Source organism: Nostoc sp. DSM 114159 (assembly GCF_053470285.1).
In genome coordinates this window covers 3,004,919-3,028,236 of the sequence record NZ_JBPFEH010000001.1, presented here as the reverse complement: position 1 = coordinate 3,028,236, position 23,318 = coordinate 3,004,919, and the positions used below count along the sequence as shown (strand labels likewise).

Here is a 23,318-nt window from a genome sequence, read left to right as displayed (position 1 = left end):
CAAACCTTTAATTATTTATGCTGTCCTATTTAATCCTCCAAAAGGAATCTAGCAATTACTCCTTTGATTAATTTCAAGTTGTGTATTTTTTAGTACTCAAAATTCAAAAATAATGAAGAGTGAAGAATCAAAATTTTAATCCTTCACTCTACCTCATTGCATATTTCTACGATTCTCTTCCCGATGCCCAAGTATCACGCCATTTGACAGTACCTTCTTTTGCAATCACCCAGCGGCGATTTACGAGATTTTCGCGTAGAGGCGATCGCCCTTCCCGCCACATGGCATATTTGTAAGCTATGAGATTTCCGGCACTCTCATTAAAGGGAATTTCAGCAAACCAAGTATTGGTGTTGATGTACTCTAAGGGATAGGCTTTGCCGATATCCCAGTTACCTAACTCTGGGCAATCTCCTGTCACCACAATGATTTCACCAGGTTTGGTCTCCACACCATTGAGTTGGACGCGGACAATTGTTTGTCCTTTTATCCGTTCGCCAACGTGGCTGAAAACAATCACTCCCCGTTCTTCTAGTACTAGGTCATAAATCTTGCCATCTTTCACTTCATACTTGTTGCGAGTCACCACGCAGGTATGTTCGCCATCGGGCAATTCTGTTTCTACTTCTGGTAAAGTAACTTCTCCTCCCCGATTTAAAGCGACAAAACACACAGAGTCACGATAGCGGCGTACATAGCAGTAAACATCAGCTGTTAAGTATTTTTGCCAGTGGCTACCCATTGAAACGGCTGGATTCAATCGTCGTAAGCCAGACAGCAGCCTGATGCAACGATAAATCTCACTCTCAGTATCCCAATTTTCCATCATTGGGCGGTTATATGGGTCGTTACCGCCATCAGTATCGTTATGCAGATATTGTTCTGTGCCGTAGTAAATGCAGGGAATGCCGCGACAGGTCATAATTAAGGCGATCGCCACCTTCAGCATCGCTGGATCGGGATTCAGCGATTGGAAACGGCACATATCATGGTTATCAATGAAAGTAATTAGCTCTGTTGCCCCCTTGTAGCGATAATCCTGATCGAAAATATATTGAATTGTTTGGAATCCGTTTTCTGAACCTTGCCCTAGTGCAGCTCGAATTGCCACGCACAACCCAAAGTCTAGAAGTGTCATGCCTGAGTGATTGGCAAATTCCACTGAGCGATCGTCACTGGGATTACTATAAATCCATTCACCAAAAATAAATACATCTGGTTTGTGATTGGTCATCTCGCCAGTGAATTCTTGCCAAAACCAAATCGGCATGTGCTTGACAGTATCCACCCGCAGTGCATCCACACCCCGGTCTAGCCATTGTTTAATTGCTGACTTAATATACTGCCGATATTCAGTATTATTTTCATTAAAGGTTGCTAGACCAGCTAGTTCGCAGTTTTGTACTTGCCAATCGTCTTCCCAATTTTGCACTTCGCCATAGTGGTGATACCAATTATTGACATCATTATTGAAATCAGCAATTTTGACACCATCATCATACAATTCACCTTTACTACCGCTAGTATCAGGTGTACTATGGTTGCAGACAATATCTAGCACTAGCTTCATATTGCGCTTGTGCATTTCTGTAATTAACCGATCGAAGGTTGTATTTTTTTCTTCTTGAGTGGCGTTTAAAGAAGGGTTCTCTCCCTCCGCAATGAATCGAGGATTAAGCCGTTTAAAGTCTTTTGTCCAATAACCATGTATCGCTGCATTGCCAACAAATAATTCTTCAACCTGCTCGAACAGGGGAGTTAACCAAAGAGCGGTAACTCCCATATTTTTGAGATAATCTAATTTATCGATGACACCTTGCAAATCGCCACCCCAGTACTTACCCCAATCTTGTCTAGTTGGATCGTACAGTTCTGAGTTTGCACCTTCGCTGTTATCTGGATCGCCATCATAAAAGCGATCGACTACGAGAAAATAAATTGTTTCCTGACGAAATTCAATATCTCTGGTGTAAAGGAACTCTAGAGCAATCTCAATATCTAACTGCGGTTCTTGTATAAGAGCTTCTACATTTTCCTTTGCAGGATCTACTTTATATTGATCCGGTGAAAACTGAGATGGTGGGGTTTGTACCATAAAAAACTCAAAATTTCATCTAATTCACACTTGCAGAACCAACAGTACAACGTTTCGAGTATTGTGTGTCGCTACAAACTTCGGTATTGTGACATCCTGCCTACGGTGTAAGTATCTATCGCTAGCTAGTTTATAATTCTATCGGTAGATATAATTCATTTGCTAGAGGATAAAAATAAAAGAATATAGCGGTTATTAAAGATAATTGCTGGGTTACAAAAATTTACAAGATTTAATTAAACTAACCTGTAGTAAATACTGAGTTTATCTCGTACTTAGGTGTATATTCGAGAAAAGATTTTAGAACACCTCAACTCCTTGGAGATTAGTTGTCAATAAGGTTTAGTTACACCTGAGTAATACTGACTCGACCACTATCAGCCAACTTTTTCTCTAGAAGATTCGCTCCATTGGTAAACTGACCATTGTCACTTTCAATCTGTTATTACTATCAAGGAATTAATTTAGGTAGCAATTATGACTAAATATGACAAGGTTTTTAATTCACCAAAGACATCAGAGGAATCACTAAGTCCAGAAGAAGCGGTGGCGGCGATCGCAACTGTGACTGCGATCGCTGATTCATTTATTGAAGAGGTAGATGCAGAAAGCTTGGCGGGTATCCTCTGGGAATTCGAGGTTTTCGAGGAATACTCAGAAGATGATATTGCAGAAATAGTTGATAGACTCATCTCCATTGCCGAAGAAGAGGGAATTGGGCCTTTGTTTAATGCCGCCAAAGTATCTCTCTCAGATGAATTAGTGCTAGATGGTTTTGCCGCTGGGGTAATAGTGCTTTTAGACGATGACCTCGCCATCCCCAAATCGAAACAAATCTACCTGAAAAAGCTACAAGCAGCCTTAGAACTGGAAGATGAAGAAGCAGAGGAAATCATCAAGGAAGTAATTGCAGCTTTTAAAGAAGCAGAAGATGAAGAATATGCAGACGATGAAGATGAGACAGTAGTCATCGAAGATTTTAGCGAACAGACATATCAATCTCCTTTAGGTAATTTTACCGTACCGATTCCGGTCGATCCGCAGCAGGGTGGTAGAATTCAAAGCCAAGAAGGAGTAGTTGGCTTTTCTGATGACATTGGTACTTTACTGAGAATCGATTATTATCCTTTTCCCCTAGAACAGTTAGAGGAATTGGAGTCTGTTGGTCAAGAAGAATATTTACAAACAATTTTAGTAGACAAGTATGTACCCCAAGCGATTTTTGCCAATGTACCAGATGCTTCTGTGGAATATACCGAATATCTGGAAAATACTTTGCGAGGCGCTTACTACGTGTTAATTGATATGCCCAAAGGTTCCACAATTTCTAAGCAAGAAAATAATGGAACTGCAATCAGATTAGATGCGTACCGGGGTTTGCTCACCTTTATCAGTGGTGAATTTTTGTATATAGTTAGTAGTCAGCACAGTTTTATTAATGGTGAAACTCCCGATTCTCTTGAAGAAGAGGCTGAAGACATCAAAGAAAGTATTTTAGAGTTTGTTGAGACTATAGAGTTCACTTAGTAGAGTATTTCATAAAGTAGCGAAGTAAATTTGGCAGGATTCTGCGATATCAATGCATCGGCTGGCATTAGACATCAGAATGGAGAGACGTAGCAGTACTACGTCTCTTCTACAAGAATTCTGGATAACGCATATTTAATTTCACCAGAGTATATTCGCCCTAGCTTCGCTTATGTGATGTACATTTGGAAAGGGCAATGTCTGACGACAAGTTTGGAGAAGACAAGAAGTCTCCGGCTTTGCACTGGGTGTCTACGCTTATAATTTTTCATGACAATAACCCTGCTGAACAATCGCTATCAAGTTATCCAGGTAATCGGCGCTGGTGGGTTTGGCGAAACCTTTCTAGCAGAAGATGTCCACATGCCTTCTCGCCGCCGCTGTGTAATCAAGCAACTAAAACCGATAACCAATAATGACCCGCAAACCTACCAACTTATCCAACAACGGTTTGAACGGGAAGCCGCAACCTTGGAGTATTTGGGTGAAAGTAGTTACCAAATTCCCAAACTCTACGCCTACTTTTCTGAGAATGGACAATTTTATCTCGTCCAAGAATGGATTCACGGTCAAACCCTGACAAAAATTGTCGAAGCCAAAGGATTTGAGAGTGAAACTGCTGTTCGGCAAATTCTTTTGAGTCTGCTTTCAGTTTTAGATTATGTTCACAGTAAAGGCATTATTCACCGGGATATCAAGCCAGATAACATTATTCTGCGTTCTGTTGATAACGCGCCAGTTTTGATTGATTTTGGTGCAGTCAAGGAAACAATCCGTTCAGTGGTGAATTCTCCAGGATACCCCACGCGATCGCTTGTCATTGGTACGCCGGGATATATGCCTAGCGAACAAGCCGTTGGCCGCCCAGTTTATGCCACTGATATCTACAGTTTAGGTTTAACGGCAATTTATCTACTGACTGGCAAACACCCGCAAGAATTAGTAACCGATCTAAAAACTGGGGAAATACTTTGGCAGCAGCACGCCCGTAACGTCTCTTCTCAATTGGCCGCGGTACTCAATCAGGCAATTAAACCTCATGCTGGCGATCGCTACAGCACTGCCAGTAAAATGCTATATGCCTTGCAATCTGGTAGTAATATACCTCCTGAGTTAGCTGCAAATACTTCTACAGTTAGTTTTTCTCCCACCGCATCGACTCGGCAAACTCAGCCATTATATTCTCCACAAAATAATTCTACGATTCCAGGGTCTTCCAATCCTAGAAACTGGCAAAAACCTGCTGTGATTGTTGGTAGTTTGTTGATAGGCGGCTTGATTGGTGCAGTAGCAATTCCTAGCATCATTCGTCAGCAACAACCAGAAACAACCATTAGCACAAATCCCACGCCATCGCCAGAATCTTTTCCAACTTCTGCATCTACCGAACCGCCCGTTTCTTCTCAAACGTCTCCAGTTCCAGTTATTCCTAGCTCACCACCACAACGGCGACCAACCTCTAATTCTCCAGTTGTACCCATACCACAGCCAGACAAAGAGCCTGTCACTTTAGATACTCCAGCACCGATAGCAGTATCCACACCACAGCCAGAACCAAAGGATAAGGAAAGCGCAATTCCCAAACCAGAAGTTCGTTCCACACCACAAAACAGCGATCGCTCGCCTAGTAAATTAGCTACCACTCGCCAAAGCGTTCCCGCATTTCCTACAGGTACATCAAGAAGTGACGTAGAAGCTACCCTCGGCAAGCCAAATCAAGATTTAAGAGGCGCATGGGGCAAGACTCGTGCTGTCGTTTACAAACTAGTGCCAAACAAAATTGACCTTGGCTACTTATTCGATCGTAATTCTAAAACGCTGCGTCAAACTGAGGTATCTTTTGCTCAATCGGTAGATCCACAAGTAATGGAGACTACCTTAAATGGAATGTTAGCAGGGCAAGCCACTGAAGAAATTAAGCAGGGACTCAAACAGGTACAACAGCGCCAATCTGATAATTTTAGTTTTAAAAATGGCTCAGTCAAGGGTCAAATTATCCGCCAACAATGTGATTTTATTTACATCAGCATTTGGGATGCAGATTTACATGATTTTGTAAATCCATCTACAGCCAAACAGTGTTAACTTTCTGGCAAACACTGTTCTCAAAAGTTAGATTTTTGTATCCTCCAAGACAGACTTAGTATTCAACATAGTGATTCAAAAACTAACTTTATTCAGGTACGATCGAAATAATTTCAGTCTTCCCAAACACAAAAAGCCAATTTTTAGAATTAGTGCATTTGTTTTCTAGATTTTGCAACTAAATCCCTAAAAACCTGTTTTTCCCATTCCCTATTTCCGATTTTCAATTCTTAATCTTCATAAAGTTATAAATACCATTATTAAGTTTTTAATAATACTTGTCTCAGCTTCTACATTCATGTCGTAAATTGCGATCGGAATTGTGTAATCTGAAGACAGCAAAGCTAAATTATTCAATCGAGGTCTGATGACTCCTACAATCATACGTCAGCTTTGGTCAGTGGTTGAAACCGCCCAAGCCAAGCTCCTCTTACAACTGGATGATGCTAGCTTGGTACAGTGGTTAGTAAAACAAACCGAAACGCAAGTGTTGTTAGATTCTAACGAAACTGATTTTCTTAGCCACTACATTCAATCTCGGCTAGCCCTCATACGCGATCTTGCCCATGAACGCCAATGTTCATGATGCCTACGGCGGTCACTGAGCTTCTTGCCTTGAGTTTCGACTGCGCTCAACTACCGCGAAGCCGAAAGGTGTCGAAGTGCGAGCTACGCCAACGCAAAATCAAGATAAATAGATCGCTCGTCAAGCGTTATTACTGTTGACTATTAGCTTTTGGGGAAAAATAACCTTCTACTAAGCAGTCAGAGCCTACTACACGCCAACGAACACGTTCTAAAGACAACGCCTCAGTCATGGTAGTAAAACCTAAATCGCCCACTGGTGTGGGAGCAATACTACCACCAATGATCTTTGGGGCAATAAATGCCAAAACTTTTTGCACTGCTCCTTGAGCGATCGCACTAGCAGCTAAAGTGCCACCACATTCCCACAGCACGCTACAAAAACCTCGTTCATATAAGTACGCCATTGCCTTATCCGGTGTCAGCGATGCTAATTCCACCACCTCCACACCCTGGTTGAGCAACAGGTTTTGAAAATCGGGGTTAGCACCCTTCTGTGTCAACACCAAAGTTGGAGCATCCGCGGTTTGCCACAGATGGGCACTGGCCGGTAAGTTAAGATGGCGACTCATCACCACTCGTAGGGGATTATGTGCCCCCACCTGATGGCTGGTTAAGTAAGGATTATCTTGTCGGACTGTATTACCGCCGACAATTATGGCATCACAAGCCGCCCGCACTAGATGTACTTCACTGCGGGCTTCTTGACTTGTTACCCAAGCGCTATGACCAGAGGTAGTAGCAATTTTGCCATCTAAAGTCATGGCATATTTTAAAATTCCCAAAGGTCGCTTATAGAGAATGCGATGCACAAAAGCTTCATTTAGCTGACGACAGGCTTCCTCTTCTACTCCAACCAATACTTCAATTCCTGCCGCTCGTAAACGGGCGATGCCACCTCCAGCCACCAGTGGATTGGGGTCAACCATACCCACTACTACTTTTGCCACCCCTGCTTCAATCAATCCTTCCGAACAAGGGGGAGTACGTCCGTAGTGATTGCAAGGTTCGAGTGACACATAGATTGTTGCACCACGCGCGCGATCGCCTGCTTCCCTCAAGGCAAACACTTCTGCATGAGGCTCACCTGCGCGAGGATGAAATCCTTCGCCTACAATTTCGCCATCCTTGACAATCACCGCTCCCACTAGCGGATTTGGCGAAGTCCGCCCTAAAGCGCGACGGGCAAGTTCTAAACACCGCAGCATCATGCGAGAGTCAAAGTCAGTTCCTACCTTTGGCTTCGGTGGTGAATTCGAGCCAGCTGCTGACTCCACTATTGATGTATTTTCCTGAGTGAAATTTGGTAAGGATGCATCTGCTTGAGCGACCACTGGGGAATTATCCATAATTTTAGGCAACACTGTAAATATTCTGCACGCGATCGCGCAGCCTCTCCACAAGAGAATCGCGCTTTGCTCCTGATAATTAAACAGTAATATCTAGGCGCTATTATTGGCTGTCTCAACTTACATGAGTCTGTAATATTCACACTTACAGTTCACTGTAGCTTGAATCCATATTGCCAGAGGTTGCCCAAATTCCATAAAGATTTAGGTTACAGGGTACAAAAGATAATTTTCTTGACTCTCCACCTGTAACCCTTCTTAACTCCTAACTCTTGTACAGACAAGGGTTAACCCTTGTCTCTACTCCTAGTTTTTGTACAGACAAGGGTTAATCGCGCTTCTAACTTTACTATTGCTCCAATAATTTCATCCGCTGCCACCAAAGATTCAACGGATAATAGACGACAGGCGCCCACAGACTACTCAGAATGGCAGAGGCCAGAGCGACGCGCTGATAATATGTCCAAATATCTGTCACCTTACGCTCATTGCCCAGCAAAGTTAATTGCAACCCAAAGATAGTTTCTGCCAAAACTGCTAAAACAAAGACAATTACAGCAATCGAAATAAAATCTTCTTCGATAAAACGCTGTTTCTGGAGCAGACCAGTTAAAGCCCCCACTATACCTAAACTGATGGCATGAGTCGGGCTAGGTGATGTCATCGAATCTTGAAGTAGCCCCAGAACTATACCAGCTAATGCTCCGGCAAACACCGTGCGCTTCACACTCCAAGCTACCACCCAAATTAACAGCCAGTTAGGGCCAATTCCTAACAATTCCATACCTGGAAATCGGGTTGGCAATAATAGCAAACATAACAGTACAGAACTAGCCGTCACTATCCAACCAAACAACTGACGTATACCCGGATGCCAACGAGCCAGCGGCTGAATTCGGAATTTCGATTTTTGCTGTGACGATTTTGGCTTTTTCTGCCTGCTACCACCAAATGCAGGAATCTTCATTTTTCTATTTTTTCAAAGAATTTACTTAGACTTTTGCGGCACTTGATTTGCCGACTCCTGGTTTTCTGGTTTGGGATAAACAGCTACCCAATCGAGAGAGCGGATTGGCGGAAAAAGCTCAATTTTTGCCACTGATGCCGGGAGTTTCTTTAAATCCAGCGACTTAATTCGTCCTACTGCCAAACCGGAGGGAAATTTCTGACTATAAGTAGATGTGGAAACTAAATCTCCTACTTTGACATTTGGAACTTTTTCATAAAACTCCAATACAGCTTCAGCAGAAGAATCTCCTCGTAAAACGCCTTTAGCTGCTGTGCGGCTAACCGATACACCCACTTGACTCTTGAGGTCACTGATTAACAACACGCGGCTAGTATTGGGAGTTACACTCTCCACCAAACCCACTAATCCGCCTTCTGCCTTGACTACGAAGCCTTCCTGAATCCCCGCATTTGCACCACGATTCAGCGTCACTTGTTGCCACCACTGGTCAGCACTACGTCCTACCACCCGTGCTGGAATTGGTCGCGATGCCAGCGGCTCTTTTTCTACATAGCCTAATAAATCTTGTAACTTTGTCTTTTGACTTTCCAAATCTACTATACGGGTTTGCAATTCCATTATCCGGGCGTCTCTAAGACGTTCTTCTGGAGTTGGCCCTGACTGCAACATCTCTAATGGACGCGTAATTGCCTGGTATGTCTCAAGCACTAGTTCACCTTGAGTCTGTCGCAATATCCAAGCACTACCAACTACTAAAGCTAATAACCCAATTTGCAACCCTTTACGATCCCACCAACGCCGTATTGTCACCATATATACCTGTATGTACTTATATAAATTAAGTTCTACTTGGATTCTATGTATATAGAACCCAAATAGAACTCAAATAGAACTCAAGTCTGATATTTTTTTTGTTACATATTGCGAGAGCTTTCGATAACAACTCGTTCCAACTGTTTAAAGTTTTCTAACACACGACCTGTTCCCAGCACAACACAGCTCAAAGGATCGGCAGCAATATGGGTAATAATCCCTGTTTCATGACTAACGAGGGTATCTATGCCTTTGAGCAAAGCACCGCCACCAGCTAACATAATACCTCTGTCAATAATGTCTGCCGCCAGTTCTGGCGGTGTGCGTTCTAGTGTCCGCTTCACAGCTTCGATAATTACTGATAGCGGTTCCATCATACTTTCACGGATTTCCGGCCCTTTGATTGTCACAGTTCGCGGTAGACCAGAAAGTAGGTGTAAGCCTCGAACTTCCATCATCGCGTCATTATCATCATTAGTTGGATAGGCAGAACCCATCCGAATCTTGATTTCCTCGGCAGTACGTTCGCCAATGACTAAATTATGAACTTTCTTAATATACTGAACGATCGCATCAGTCAGTTCATCTCCAGCAATGCGTACTGATTCGCTGATTACCGTACCTTGAAGACTCAGCACTGCAACTTCTGTTGTCCCACCACCAATATCGATGATCATGTTGCCAGTTGCTTCAGCAACAGGTAGTCCTGCACCAATGGCCGCAGCTACAGGTTCATCGATTAAATAGACTTTTCTGGCTCCTGCTTGGTGAGCTGCATCCATCACCGCTCGTCTTTCTACTCCTGTGACACCACTGGGAATACCAATGACAATCCGGGGTAGGATTAGAGATTTACCTTCATTTACACGCTGAATAAAGCTTTTGAGCATCAGCTCGGCGATATCAAAGTCAGCGATTACACCATCCCGCAAAGGACGCAGAGCAATCACATTCCCCGGCGTGCGACCGAGCATTTTTTTGGCTTCTTCTCCTACTGCTAGTGCCACCTTTTCGTTGACATCGATAGCAACTACAGAAGGTTCTTGTAGTACAATACCTTTACCAGATACATAAACCAGGGTGTTTGCAGTACCAAGGTCGATACCCATATCCCATGAAGTGCGAAAGTTCCTAAAAATACCCACGCGTCTGTAAGCCCCCTATGTGCGATACTTCTTGACTACAACGGTAAGAGTTAATCGTGCTTGATTCGATTATGTTTGTATCCTAAGTTGAGTAAATTAGACAATATTTTTATATGATTCCCAGAAATATTTAGTATGTCTCAAGCCGCGTACTTTTTGATATTCTCTGGTTAGATTAGTATATCCGTATATTTTTATGTGTTTCTCCAAATAATGTGTATAAATTTTCAAGTCAATTATATTGTTAACTGTTTAACACATTATTTTCAAGTCTTTCACAATTCGCTATGATGAAAGTCGAAATTGCTAAGTACGTTTGTACTGAAAGGTAACGCACATGAGTATTAATATTGTCACCCTTGTGGGTCGTGTAGGTGGCGACCCTGATATAAAGTATTTTGAGTCTGGTAGTGTGAAGTGTAGATTGACACTCGCGGTAAAAAGGCGATCGCGCAACAGCGATGAACCTGACTGGTTCACGCTGGAGTTATGGGATAAGACGGCTGAGGTAGCAGGTAATTATGTGCGTAAGGGAAGCTTAATCGGCATCAAAGGTTCCTTAAAGTTTGACACATGGAGCGATCGCCAAACAGGAGCAAACCGTTCTACACCAATTATTAGAGTAGACCAACTAGATTTATTAGGCTCTAAGCGTGATGGAGAAGGCGGTACAGGAGATATGTCTTCAGAACATTTTTAATTGGGCATCCCTTCTCTGCGAGACGCTACGCGAACGGCTCCGCCCTTCGACTACGCTCAGGACAAGCTCAGGGCAAGTGGGAATTGATTATTAGTCCTTTGCCTTTACAAATGACAAAGGACAAAGGACTAATGACAAATGACAAATGACAAATGACAAATGACAAATGACAAATGACAAATGACTAATAACTAATTTGCAACGTCACCGATGCTTCTACTTGCTGTTCACCACCAACAATCGGGGTGGAAGCATCAGCTGATTTCGCAGCCTCAGCCCGTAAAAACATTGGTGGTGGTGGAGGCGTATTAGCATTATTAACTTGAATGCTGACTATTTCTTTGGATTTAAAACCCAAAGCACTAAAAACGGCATCAGCTTGCTGTCGCGCGTCTTGAGTAGCTTCTTTTAATGCTTGCTTTTGAGCCGCGGCGATCGCTTCATCATTCGCAACAAAACTAATGCCGTTAATTTGTGTTGCACCGGCTTTGACTGCATCATCCAATAATGTCCCAGCTTGTTCAACAGGAATACTAAAACTTACAGTGTTAGTGGCAGCATAGCCTGTAATCCGTTGCACATTATTGGTGTAGCTGTAAACCGGATTGAGACGAATACCGGTAGTTTGTAATTTTTCAACATTTTTGCTCTTGAGAAACGCAACCACCGCCGATGACCTCTGAGCGGCTTCTTGCTGTACCTCTTGAGCTGTTTTCCCTTGAATCTCCACTCCTAAATTGACTTGTGCCAGAGTTGTCGGAATTGTTTCCACTCCGCGACCACTGACACTAAGGGTTCGCCACAATTTATCTTTTTCTTGTGCGAATGCAGGTAGTGCAAAAGTTGCACATACAAGAATTGCTAAAGGCAGTATTTTCCACAAGTTTCCAGACGGAAATTGAGAACCGGGTAAAGCGGCTCTAGTCATCATATTTGCACTCCTCAAAGTATCCACAGATGTTTTAAATAAAGGTATGTAGCAATCTGCTGGTGGTCGTTGAGAGCCAACAGCCACCACAAGTTTTTCACAACTTAAGTGCGATCGCTAAATACGATTTGTATGTTCTTACTTTGACACTGCGATCGTCAAAAGCGGAAATGGTTACATTTTTTGAAACTAAAAAAATTACACTAGTACTGCACAGGGTAAATGAAACGTTTACGCTGTATTCCTTTTGAATTCGGATTGCTTCACCATAGGATGTTTTTCAGAAACGCGTCAGAATCAAAGAGAAGGATTTTCAGAGAACCTAATGCATTTGTTAGAACCAATCAACTTCTCTTTTCCTCTGCTGGCTAGCGCAACACAAGCCGCAGACAGTTCAATGGTAGTAGCAGCAGTGCTACTAAGCTTAGTAGTTATTTATCTCGCCAGCAAAGTTGGTGGAGAGTTATCAAACCAAGTGGGTTTGCCGCCTGTTTTAGGCGAACTCGTTGGCGGTGTGGTAGTTGGCATCTCTGTTTTCCATCTTTTAGTCTTTCCAGAAGGCGGCACAGACAGTTCTAATTCTTTGATTGTGTCCTTTCTTCAAACCACTGCTGGTTTAACGCCTGAAGCTGCTCCAGCGGTGTTTGCAGCCCAGTCCGAGGTCGTTTCCGTTCTGGCAGAATTGGGTGTGATTATTCTGCTGTTTGAAATCGGCTTGGAGTCGAATTTAAAAGATTTAATGGCAGTTGGTATCCAAGCCACTGTCGTTGCAGTCGTGGGGGTAGCAGTACCCTTTGCCGCTGGGACTGTGGGACTGATGACTTTGTTTGGTATTAGCGCTGTACCTGCAATTTTTGCAGGGGCGGCTTTGACTGCTACTAGTATTGGTATTACTTCCAAAGTGCTGTCAGAACTGGGGCGACTCAATTCTAAAGAAGGGCAGATTATTTTGGGTGCTGCTGTAATTGATGACGTACTAGGAATCATCGTTTTAGCGGTAGTTGCCAGTTTAGCTAAAGACGGCGTGGTGGATGTCAGTAAAGTCATTTATTTGATTATCAGCGCCACTGGTTTTATTTTGGGAGCAATCCTACTAGGCAATGTTTTCAATAAGTCCTTTGTAGCGATCGCCGATCAACTCAAAACACGCGGTGGACTAGTTATCCCAGCATTCATTTTCGCCTTTGCTATGGCATACCTGGCCGCCGTCATCCACTTAGAAGCAATTTTGGGAGCTTTTGCAGCTGGTTTAGTCTTAGAAGAGACAGATAAGCGTAAAGAACTGCAAAGGCAAGTCTGTCCCATTGCCGATATGTTAGTGCCAATTTTCTTTGTGACTGTTGGGGCAAAAACCGATTTGGGAGTGTTAAACCCAGCAATTCCCGACAATCGAGAAGGTCTAATTATGGCAACTTTCCTGATTGTAGTAGCCATTCTCGGTAAAGTAATCACAGGTTTAAGCGTGTTTGGTCAACCGGAAATCAACCGTTTAGCGATCGGTGTGGGGATGATTCCTAGAGGCGAGGTTGGGTTAGTGTTTGCTGGCGTCGGCGCTGCTAGTGGCGCTCTCTCGAAACCATTAGGGGCAGCAATTATTATGATGGTTATCTTGACAACCTTTTTAGCTCCTCCATTGTTACGATTTGTGTTTCCAGATCCAAAAACCGTGGACGGAAATTCAGAGCAACTAATTTTAGACGGTTCCTCTGGGACTTCATTAGTAATTGAACCACCTCAATCGAGGGTGCCAGCATCAAATGACAGCAGCAATTTGGGAGTAACTCCAGATTCTGGCGATCGTTAATTATTGGGAATGGGGCATTGGGCGTTAGGAGTGCTGTTAGCGATAGCGGGGCGTTTAGCCCGTGCTGAGTTAGGAGTTAGGAGTTAGGAGTTAAGAGTTAGGAGTTAGGAGTTTTGTTTATCTCCTTGTCCCCTCATCTCCCTCATCTCCCCCATCTCCCCCATCTCCCCCTGCTCCCCTGCCCTGCTCCCAATTGTGCAGTGGAAACTTCTATCCTCAAATCTCCGTCCCGTGTGATTGTAGAATAATCATTTGTTTATAATTTCTACCAGCATTCAGAATGTTACTTAATTTCTAGTCTCCCCTAGCTTGTGAGCCTTTATATGAATATTTTCCACATAATTGGGGAGTAACACCCATAAATCTTGCTAGATCGTTTGACAGTAATGGGAATTATTTAATCAGTGCATCGATGGCAGCAAAGAACAAACACTAATCAGTAAACAGCTATCAATTATCAGTTTTGTAGCCTTATTGGGAGTCAGAGTTTTCCACCTGTAAAGGTGGAATGTTTCGCATGGGGATTTAAACTTAATTTGAAACCCGATCGATGATTTTAAGTGTGTCTAAATACTAGTTTAAAAATCAAACAAGGGATTCAGAAGTCAAGTTTAGGTGGTGATAGTGTGATGATGATTTACCAATGAGTTGAGATATTGACGGCTCCCATGAATGTGAATTAGGAGAAAGGACTGTGAAATTACATTGGTTACTAGCCAGCACTATTGGAACTATCTTCATGCTATCGTCGCCAGCAATGGCCGCGAGACTTGAATCTTGGCGCTTTGATGCCAATCAAAACAGGCTGGAAATTAATACTGTGGGAGCAGTTCAACCCCAAGCACAACTAATTTTCAACCCAACTCGGTTGGTAATTGATTTGCCGGGAACTACATTTGGTCGTCCACAGTTAACCCAACAGGTGGGTGGTGGAATTCGCTCAATTCGTGTTGGACAGTTTGATGCAGATACAACACGCATAGTTGTCGAATTGACTCCTGGTTACAGTTTAGATCCGAAACGAGTGAAATTTGTTGGTACAACTGGCGATCGCTGGACGGTGCAATTACCGAAACCAGAAGTCGAAAAAGTAGCTTCATCTCCTAGAAGTGCTTACAGTGTAGTTACCCCAGACTCCGAACGTCAATCTAATATTTCAAGAGTTGCTACTACTACACGAGGGGCAACTCAAATTGAGAGCTTACAGGTAACAGGTGATGGGTTGTTCATTCGTACCAGTGGTGGTAATCCTCCGATTCAGGTAATTCGTAGCCGCGATCGCGCTACCATCTTCGTTGATATTTCTGGTGCATCTTTATCATCACGTCTGATGCAGCAGAGGAATATACCCGTTAACAAATATGGTATTAGCCGCGTCGAATTCACCTCATTGCAAAGCCAACCTCCTAGTGTCCGCCTCACATTGCGGGTAGATAAAAATAGCCCAGATTGGCGAGCAAGTAATAGTAGCGATGGTGGTTTGATAGTTCTACCTAGTCGAGTTGTCAGATTGCCTGGAAGTAATAATTCGGACAATCAGTCAGAAGCCGTTTCCTTTCCCAATAGAGCATCTACCAATAACTCGTCAGCAACAATTGAGTCTGTGCAACTTGCTGATAATGGCAAACAACTGCTAATTAGAGGCAACCAACCTTTATCTGCTACGGGAACCTGGGATAGATCCTTAGGTATTTTCCGCGTCACAATTACCAATGCTAAGTTAGCTCCCAGAGTTATCGGGCCTACTTTTGCTCCCAATAGCCCCATTCTTCGGGTACGTCTCCAACCCCAAGCATCCAATACAGTGGTTGTTTTAGTTCAACCCGCAGGAGGAGTGCAACTTGGGCAACCCCAGCAAATCGGCGAGCAGCTTTTGGTACCAATCCAAGGTTCTCGGCGAGTTGTCACCCTTCCTGGAAGACCACCCTTTGCTTTACCTGGGCTACCACCACCGAACCGCGGGCCATTCCCAGACCCAAACAATCCAAACCCTCGACCCCTAATACAACCACAACGCCGAGTTACCAATGGGCGAGTGGTAGTTATTATTGACCCCGGACATGGTGGTAAAGACTCAGGAGCGCTTGGCATTGGGGGAGCGCGCGAAAAAGATGTGATCTTGCCTATTGGTAAAAGGTTGGGTGAGATTTTGCAACAACATGGTGTACAAGTGATTCTGACGCGGGATTCTGACTATTTTGTTACTCTTCCGGGACGGGTGCAATTAGCAGAGCGAGCTAATGCTGATGTGTTTGTGAGCATCCACGCTAATTCCGCAGGTGCGAGTCGTCCCGATGTTAATGGCTTGGAAGTCTATTATTACGACAGCGGACTGGATCTAGCTCGTATTGTCCGTAGTAGTATTCTTCAAAGTATTAGTACTATCAAAGACAGGGGAGTGCGGCGAGCCAGATTTTATGTCCTCAGAAAAAGTTCTATGCCTTCCATTCTCGTGGAAACAGGTTATATGACTGGTCGACAGGATATGGCTAGGCTCAGAACTTCAGCTTACCAAAATCAAATGGCAGAAGCGATCGCTCGTGGCGTTCTTCAGTATCTAAAGAGAAGATAAGTAATTTAGTCTAAATTTCTAAATTGTTGAGTAAGTACATCTAATCTTTACCATTTTTATCCAATTTAGTAGTAAAACAATTTAAGTATTCTTGCGGCGGAATAAGAGCAGCTTCTTTGTTATTGTCATTTGATACTTTGCAAGTCAACAAATTTTGAATTTTAGACTGTCCTGCGGAATGCTACGCGTAGCTTGCTTCTTTGGAGGATACGGCTACGCTCAGTCGAAGGATTTTAGATTTTGGATTTGTATCACTTACAACAGGTGTTAGTGTAGCAAGACCCTAGTCTGGCAGAAAACTAAAATCGGGAATCTAAAATCTAAAATTGGCAGTCAAATTTATATAGGCTAATGGCATGGCAAAATCAGAGGAGCGTGCTATATTTTACGCCATTAGCTGTGTCTTAATAACAGCGCAAAACTCAAGTGTGCGCGGTGACGGTGTGAGGATTGCCAATATGTTGAGATGTTGACGGCTCCCATAAATGTGAATCAGGAGAAAAGACTGTGAAATTACGCTGGTTACTATCCAGTACTATTGGAACCATCTTCATGCTATCGTCGCCGGCAATGGCCGCGAGACTTGAATCTTGGCGTTTTGATGCCAATCAAAACAAGTTGGAAATTAATACTCAAGGGGATGTTCAACCCCAAGCACAATTAATTTTTAACCCGACTCGTCTAGTTATTGATTTACCAGGAACCTCATTTGGTCGTCCGCAGCTAACCCAACAGGTGGGCGGTGCAATTCGTTCAATCCGTGTTGGGCAGTTTGACGAACAAACAACGCGCATAGTGGTTGAACTAACTCCTGGTTATAGTTTAGACCCCAAACGAGTGCAATTTGTGAGTACAACTGGCGATCGCTGGACAGTGCAATTACCTAGGCCAGAAGCCGACAATGTACCCGCAAGAAACACTGAAGGGCAACCAGAACAAGCTATAGCCTCTGATACTTCACCCAGAACATCTACACCAACATTCCCCCCAAGGAATATTTATAATGTGGTGACAAGTGGCTCTGTAAATCCACAGAACACCAGATCGCTGAACAACAGAATGATTGTCGCCAAAGTTACTCAAATTGAGAACTTACAAGTCACTGGTGATGGTTTTTTTGTCCGTACCAATGGTGGTAATCCTCAGATTCAGGTAAATCGTAGCAACGATCAAAAGGCAATTAACATCGATATTACTGGCGCAACTCTATCACCAAGTTTAGAGCAGCGAGATTTGTCAATTAATCGCTATGGTGTTAGCCGTATCCAGTTCAGCCAGCTGCAAACTAGTCCATCTGTTGTTCGCCTGACTTTACAAGTAGATGAAAATAGTCCAAATTGGCGAGCAACCACTAGCAGTGTTGGTGGTTTTGTGGTTCTACCCAGTCGTGGAGTTGCCCAGTTGCCTGGAAGTAAAAGTCCACGTCCCATACCACCAAGTAATACACCTGCTAGCATTCAGTCTGTACAACTGGCTAATAATGGTACACAACTGCTGATTCGAGCCGACCAAACTTTGTCTGCTACAGGAGGATGGGATAGAACCTCTGGTCTGTTCCGCATCACTATCAACAATGCTAAGTTAGCCCCCAAAGTCACAGGCCCGACTTTTAATCCTAATAGCCCAATTTTGCGGGTACGCCTGCAACCACAAGAATCCAATACTGTCACCGTCTTGGTTCAACCAGCCGCTGGAGTACAAATTGGGGAACTCAACCAAGTTGGCGACCAGCTTTTAGCTTTAGAATTACGGCGTAGTAGCAGCATCACACCGCCCATTGCTTTACCTCCTCTGCCATTACCAGACCAAGGACAATTACCAAATCCCATAGATAATCCCCGTCCAATCTCCCAGCCACAGCCACGCCCCTCAGTTCCCAGAGGGAAATTGCTAGTAGTTATTGACCCAGGACATGGTGGAAAAGACTCAGGTGCCCCTGGTTTGGGAGGACTTTTAGAAAAGAATGTAATTCTGCCTATTGGGAAAAGGGTAGGAGCAATTTTAGAGCAAAATGGTGTACAAGCGGTACTAACGCGGGATGCCGACTTTTTCGTAGAACTTCAGGGACGGGTAGATATTGCCAAGCGGGTTAATGCGACTTTGTTTGTCAGCATTCACGCTAATTCTGTTGATAATCGCCCTGATGTCAATGGGTTAGAAGTATATTATTTCGATAGTGGTTACAATCTGGCTGAAGTAGTTCGTAAAACCATTCTCCAGGACATCGGTACTATTAAAGACCGGGGAACCCGCAAAGCGAGATTCTATGTTCTGAGGAAAAGCTCCATGCCTTCGATTTTGGTAGAAACAGGCTATATGACTGGTTACGAGGATAATCCCAGATTGGGAACACCTGAATATCAAAATCGGATGGCAGAAGCGATCGCTCGTGGCATTCTAAAATACTTACAGCAGAGGTAATATAGTACAAATTACTAATTAAAGAGGTGGTATTTAAACTTCTTTGACGCGCAGAATTTAGTGGTCAATTTGGAGATTGTCTGCTAAATTCTGTATTTTAAATCTCAAAACCTAAAAATATATCTGCCTGTGTATTCATCTTCCATTTTTGAAGGGAATCTTGACGATTTTTCCAATCGAGAACCCCAACGTGCCCCAATTGGCATCTTTGATAGTGGTGTGGGTGGGCTAACAGTACTGCGACAAATTTATCGACAACTTCCCAATGAATCAATAGTTTACTTTGGGGATACAGCTAGACTTCCTTACGGAATTCGTTCACAAGCAGAAATTTTACGATTTACACGTGAAATTATTACCTGGCTACAACAGCAGGGGGTAAAAATGGTGATTATGGCTTGCAACACCAGTTCTGCCCTAGCCCTAGAAACCGTGCGTCAAGAATTCAGCATACCTATTTTGGGAGTAATCCTACCGGGTGCAAAAGCTGCGGTGCAGCAAGGAAAACGGATTGGTGTAATTGCCACTCCAGCTACAGCTAAAAGTAATGCTTATAAGCACGCTATTCTTGAAATTGCTCCCGATGTCCAAGTCTGGCAAGTTGGATGTCCGGAGTTTGTGCCATTGATTGAGCAAAACCGCATTCACGATCCTTACACTGCACAAGTCGCACGAGGCTACCTAGAGCCTTTATTAGAGCAGGAAATTGACACTCTAGTTCACGGCTGTACCCATTATCCCCACCTGACACCAGTACTGCGATCGCTCCTCCCCTCTCAAGTCCAGTTGGTCGATCCAGCTGTTCATGTTGTGGCAGCTTGTGCGCAAGAACTAGACTTACTAGGCTTAAAAAATACTCATCTACCATTACCAACTCGCTTCGCCGTCAGCGGTTGTCCGCAACAGTTTTCTCAGTCAGGAGTGCAGTGGCTAGGCTATACCCCAATGGTTGAAGAGGTTTCTTTCACCGATATCGCTATTTCCCAACTCCAATAAAACTATTTCAAAAGTGAGAAGTTAGGAGTTAGAAGTTTTGAATTAATAACTCCTCACTTCTAACTCCTAACTATTGACTATTAACTGCTTGAGTCACCTTTGTCCTTACTGATATCTCCTGCTTGTGTTTTCCTTCGGTAGATGAAGGGAAACTTGTAGGAACAGTCTTTGTACCCGTTCGCTTCGCCAGTGCTAATAACAGGTAGACTGTGAACAAATATCCAGAGGCTAAAATAAAAATCATCATAGGTATACTTCCGTAAATCATTGTTCTACTAGCACCCTTCTAAACGAATATAAAATTTCATAAAATTAGTAGAACCTCAGCCAAGCAAGTACATTCTTGATGACTGTAGTTTCCTATGGTAAAATTACCTATAGAGATAAAATCCTCTACGGACAAAGAATTTATGACCTAATGCGATTTCTTGCAAACCATAGATCCGACAGCAGTTAGCTTGCCGTTTAGCAATCTAAAACTACGATTCTCAGCGGTCTACTCGATCTGCTTTATTTTTGCTCAAACTGCTGGCAAAAGAGCAATGCTTGCGCTCTACGTGCGCTAAGTACGTGTAGCGGCTTCCCATAGGGATATCACACAGCTCCAAACCAAGAGTTTTACATATCGTAGGAAAAATTAAAGAATTTATTCCCTTAATCTAACCGACGAATATTTATTTTAGACTCACAGCCCCAATTAAGTAAAATCAACTAGTAGCTGACTTAACTTTTAGGCTGCGAATATCTTACAAAATTTAAAATTCCTATATTTTAGCGTAACACAACGACCCTAAATTTTGAGCTTATTGGGCTGCTAAATTTCAAATTTTTTGGAGAGCTACACCTCAATCTAGAGAAATTTAGCCTTGCCTCTTGGCGGCAAATTTGGATTACTTCATTTTTGTCAATAAGTAATATTGCCTAAATTATTTTTGGAACTGTGGCAATAAAGGTGAGATGAGAAACTACTTGACACAATTTAATGTAACCTGTGTTCCGTGTACTGAGAATTCATTTTTGAAGTTAGTTGAAAGTTTGAGTAACGACAAATTAAGTACAATTGCTTATTGACAAAAACCTTAACAACCTTAATTATCACCCATAGACTCATAAAAACGGGATTACCTGATGAAAACTTTGCGCTGGCACAGGGTTATCTTAAAATGAGTATAGGATATGTAAACTTTCGTAACCTAAGTCAGAGTCCGCCCATCCATGACCCCAGCCACCTCCCTGTTTACCCCTGTGGAAGCAGACCTGCGATTACTAGCAGATAACCTAAAACAGCTAGTTGGAAATCGCCACCCCATTCTGTTTGCAGCAGCCGAATATTTATTCGGAGCTGGGGGAAAGCGTATTAGACCAGCAATTGTCCTGCTAATATCGCGGGCAACAATGTTAGAACAAGACATTACACCGCGTCATCGCCGCCTTGCTGAGATTACAGAAATGATTCACACAGCAAGTTTGGTACATGACGATGTAGTAGATGAATCAGACGTGCGGCGAGGCGTTCCCACTGTTCATAGTTTCTTTAACAGTAACCGCATTGCCATCTTAGCAGGAGATTTTCTCTTTGCCCAATCGTCCTGGTATTTAGCAAACTTGGACAATTTGGAGGTAGTGAAACTGCTCTCACAAGTCATTATGGATTTGGCTACTGGGGAGATTCAGCAGGGACTTAATCGTTTTGATGCTGGTATCTCTATTGAAACGTACATTGAGAAGAGTTATTACAAAACAGCTTCGTTAATCGCCAATAGTTCTAAAGCTGCTGCGTTACTTAGTGAAGTCTCGCGAGAAACTGTTGAGCATCTGTATAGCTACGGTCGTCATTTTGGTATAGCATTTCAAATTGTTGATGACATTTTAGATTTCACCAGTACAACAGATACCTTGGGTAAACCAGTGGGGTCTGATCTCAAAAGTGGTAATCTGACTGCACCGGTTTTATTTGCTTTAGCCCAAAAACCATCCTTGGAAGTGCTGATTGAACGAGAGTTTGCTCAAGAAGGAGATTTAGAGCAAGCACTAGCATTGATTCAAGATAGTCAAGGTATACAGCAAGCGCGAGAGTTAGCTGCTCATCATGCTAAGTTGGCAATTGAACATCTTGCAGTTCTCCCATTCTCAGAATCCCACCAGGCATTGATTAACATCGCTGAGTACACACTGAGTCGCCTCTATTAAATCAGTTCTCAGTTCTCAGATAGAAAGTGGGAATTTAGATGTAGGTGTGTTGTGGCTTCTGTAACCCACGGAAAACCTGAAATGTTGTGTTATGCAACGCCTTAACACACTAAGGTAGCTTTATGTTTAATTTAATCCACTTATTTAGCAAGTAGAAAGTGGGGTTTTGATTTGGAAGTTCTTAGGGATTTCTAAAAAATAAATTACTACTACTTCTGGGGTGGATAGTTTTGACTGAGCGTTCACTCTAAAGACTTGTCCGCTTTTGGTTACTGGCCACCTCACAATCAAGAATGAGATATTTTTTGATGTGAAAGTTCTTAAGTATAAAACTCTGCTTCACTAGGAAACTAAAACTTAAAAACGGAAAAATGTTCACTGATAACTATTTTTTAATCAATTTTAGGTTTCACCAAAAGTTGAGTCAGTCGTATGGTGTAACGGAAAGAAAAAATTTCTTTTTTCACTGATTTAGAAAACTTTTTTAAAGAAATTTGAGATTTAAAATTTTGGATGTGGGGTTGTATCTAAAAAATCCCACATCCAAATTTTTTCTATGCAATATCAGGGGGTATCTGTTTAGGCGATCGCTTTTGTCGTAACTGTTTCTGCATGAGTTTTTCTAGTTCAGTTCGTCGAACTTCGACGGTATGAGTGGTCTTACCCGGCGTCTCCAAAAAAACGATACTATCTACGGGTTCTAATGCCACCAATTGGAACAAAATATGGGTGACAGGAGTAATTTTAGCTAGCATTTGAGGGTCAAGCCCATCAGGGGAAATTAGAGAGACATCCTGTATGGTAGGGAAAGCGTAAATCACACGTTTTTCTAATCCTGGGTTAGCACGATTGCTCAATGTAGTTAAAACCCAGCTTGACTCCGAATTCTGGAGAATATAGTACTGGGAGTAGCGTAATTTTTGAGCGATCGCTCTCAGGGCAGGAGTAATTGCTGCAACAAGATGTGGTGTAATACCATCGCGGGGTGCATTGTCAATCAGCAATTGAATTTGTGCTTCTAAATCCATAATGACTTGTATACGACTCTTGGGTAATGGCAATAACATCTATCAAGTGTGAACAATCCCATCAGAATTGGGAATAATAAAATCAGCCATATCCTCAATATAGGATTGGC

General features: G+C 42.9%; 18 protein-coding genes. 10 read left to right on the top strand and 8 right to left on the bottom strand.

Going from position 1 to position 23,318, the window contains the following annotated elements; genetic code table 11:
* Window positions 1-166: 166 nt before the first annotated feature.
* Complete coding sequence (locus ACR5KR_RS12410) at window positions 167-2,095, bottom strand: alpha-amylase family glycosyl hydrolase (protein ID WP_445626276.1); 1,929 nt, start codon at window positions 2,093-2,095, stop codon at window positions 167-169.
* 477 nt (window positions 2,096-2,572) lie between these two features.
* Between ACR5KR_RS12410 and ACR5KR_RS12405 the strand changes: the two genes are divergently transcribed.
* The 3 genes from ACR5KR_RS12405 (at window position 2,573) to ACR5KR_RS12395 (ending at window position 6,293) form a co-directional block, all read left to right on the top strand.
* A complete protein-coding gene (locus tag ACR5KR_RS12405) occupies window positions 2,573-3,622 on the top strand; it encodes a hypothetical protein (protein ID WP_448266731.1) in 1,050 nt (349 codons plus the stop codon).
* Between the two features lie 270 nt (window positions 3,623-3,892).
* Window positions 3,893-5,707, top strand: coding sequence for a protein kinase domain-containing protein (locus ACR5KR_RS12400; RefSeq protein ID WP_448266730.1), 1,815 nt, complete (start codon window positions 3,893-3,895; stop codon window positions 5,705-5,707).
* Between the two features lie 367 nt (window positions 5,708-6,074).
* Window positions 6,075-6,293, top strand: coding sequence for a hypothetical protein (locus ACR5KR_RS12395; protein ID WP_322674241.1), 219 nt, complete (start codon window positions 6,075-6,077; stop codon window positions 6,291-6,293).
* A 130-nt stretch (window positions 6,294-6,423) separates the two neighbouring features.
* On the opposite strand, the gene ribD is transcribed toward ACR5KR_RS12395, so the two are convergent.
* The 4 genes from ribD to ACR5KR_RS12375 form a co-directional block, all read right to left on the bottom strand.
* On the bottom strand, window positions 6,424-7,641 hold the full coding sequence (gene ribD, locus ACR5KR_RS12390; protein ID WP_448266729.1) for a bifunctional diaminohydroxyphosphoribosylaminopyrimidine deaminase/5-amino-6-(5-phosphoribosylamino)uracil reductase RibD: 1,218 nt from the start codon (window positions 7,639-7,641) through the stop codon (window positions 6,424-6,426).
* 349 nt (window positions 7,642-7,990) lie between these two features.
* Window positions 7,991-8,608 (bottom strand): rod shape-determining protein MreD, encoded by a 618-nt coding sequence (gene mreD / locus ACR5KR_RS12385; RefSeq protein ID WP_322693628.1) that lies wholly within the window; start codon window positions 8,606-8,608, stop codon window positions 7,991-7,993.
* 21 nt (window positions 8,609-8,629) lie between these two features.
* Window positions 8,630-9,424: a rod shape-determining protein MreC gene (gene mreC, locus ACR5KR_RS12380; RefSeq protein WP_448266728.1), complete on the bottom strand. Its 795-nt coding sequence runs from the start codon at window positions 9,422-9,424 to the stop codon at window positions 8,630-8,632.
* Window positions 9,425-9,525: 101 nt separating this feature from the next.
* Window positions 9,526-10,533 (bottom strand): rod shape-determining protein, encoded by a 1,008-nt coding sequence (locus ACR5KR_RS12375; RefSeq protein WP_322693626.1) that lies wholly within the window; start codon window positions 10,531-10,533, stop codon window positions 9,526-9,528.
* A gap of 373 nt (window positions 10,534-10,906) precedes the next feature.
* On the opposite strand from ACR5KR_RS12375, the gene ACR5KR_RS12370 reads away from it, so the two are divergent.
* Window positions 10,907-11,269, top strand: coding sequence for a single-stranded DNA-binding protein (locus tag ACR5KR_RS12370; RefSeq protein WP_069071395.1), 363 nt, complete (start codon window positions 10,907-10,909; stop codon window positions 11,267-11,269).
* A 184-nt stretch (window positions 11,270-11,453) separates the two neighbouring features.
* On the opposite strand, the gene ACR5KR_RS12365 is transcribed toward ACR5KR_RS12370, so the two are convergent.
* Entirely contained in the window at window positions 11,454-12,197 is a 744-nt protein-coding gene (locus ACR5KR_RS12365; protein ID WP_445632125.1) for an SIMPL domain-containing protein, read from the bottom strand.
* A 62-nt stretch (window positions 12,198-12,259) separates the two neighbouring features.
* On the opposite strand from ACR5KR_RS12365, the gene ACR5KR_RS12360 reads away from it, so the two are divergent.
* From ACR5KR_RS12360 to murI, 5 genes are all read left to right on the top strand, one after another.
* Window positions 12,260-12,448 (top strand): hypothetical protein, encoded by a 189-nt coding sequence (locus tag ACR5KR_RS12360; RefSeq protein WP_448266727.1) that lies wholly within the window; start codon window positions 12,260-12,262, stop codon window positions 12,446-12,448.
* A gap of 74 nt (window positions 12,449-12,522) precedes the next feature.
* On the top strand, window positions 12,523-14,001 hold the full coding sequence (locus ACR5KR_RS12355; RefSeq protein ID WP_448266726.1) for a cation:proton antiporter: 1,479 nt from the start codon (window positions 12,523-12,525) through the stop codon (window positions 13,999-14,001).
* 694 nt (window positions 14,002-14,695) lie between these two features.
* Complete coding sequence (locus tag ACR5KR_RS12350; RefSeq protein WP_448266725.1) at window positions 14,696-16,573, top strand: N-acetylmuramoyl-L-alanine amidase; 1,878 nt, start codon at window positions 14,696-14,698, stop codon at window positions 16,571-16,573.
* 507 nt (window positions 16,574-17,080) lie between these two features.
* On the top strand, window positions 17,081-18,994 hold the full coding sequence (locus ACR5KR_RS12345) for an N-acetylmuramoyl-L-alanine amidase (protein WP_445626284.1): 1,914 nt from the start codon (window positions 17,081-17,083) through the stop codon (window positions 18,992-18,994).
* A 129-nt stretch (window positions 18,995-19,123) separates the two neighbouring features.
* Entirely contained in the window at window positions 19,124-19,990 is an 867-nt protein-coding gene (gene murI / locus ACR5KR_RS12340) for a glutamate racemase (protein ID WP_448266724.1), read from the top strand.
* 70 nt (window positions 19,991-20,060) lie between these two features.
* Here the strand turns inward: murI and ACR5KR_RS12335 are convergent, their stop codons facing one another.
* Window positions 20,061-20,258 carry a hypothetical protein gene (locus tag ACR5KR_RS12335; protein WP_448266723.1) on the bottom strand — a complete coding sequence of 66 codons (198 nt, stop codon included), beginning with the start codon at window positions 20,256-20,258 and terminating at the stop codon, window positions 20,061-20,063.
* 947 nt (window positions 20,259-21,205) lie between these two features.
* Between ACR5KR_RS12335 and sds the strand changes: the two genes are divergently transcribed.
* Window positions 21,206-22,180, top strand: a complete 975-nt coding sequence (gene sds / locus ACR5KR_RS12330) for a solanesyl diphosphate synthase (protein WP_448266722.1) — start codon at window positions 21,206-21,208, stop codon at window positions 22,178-22,180.
* 554 nt (window positions 22,181-22,734) lie between these two features.
* On the opposite strand, the gene ACR5KR_RS12325 is transcribed toward sds, so the two are convergent.
* On the bottom strand, window positions 22,735-23,208 hold the full coding sequence (locus tag ACR5KR_RS12325; protein ID WP_448266721.1) for a hypothetical protein: 474 nt from the start codon (window positions 23,206-23,208) through the stop codon (window positions 22,735-22,737).
* Window positions 23,209-23,318: the final 110 nt, after the last annotated feature.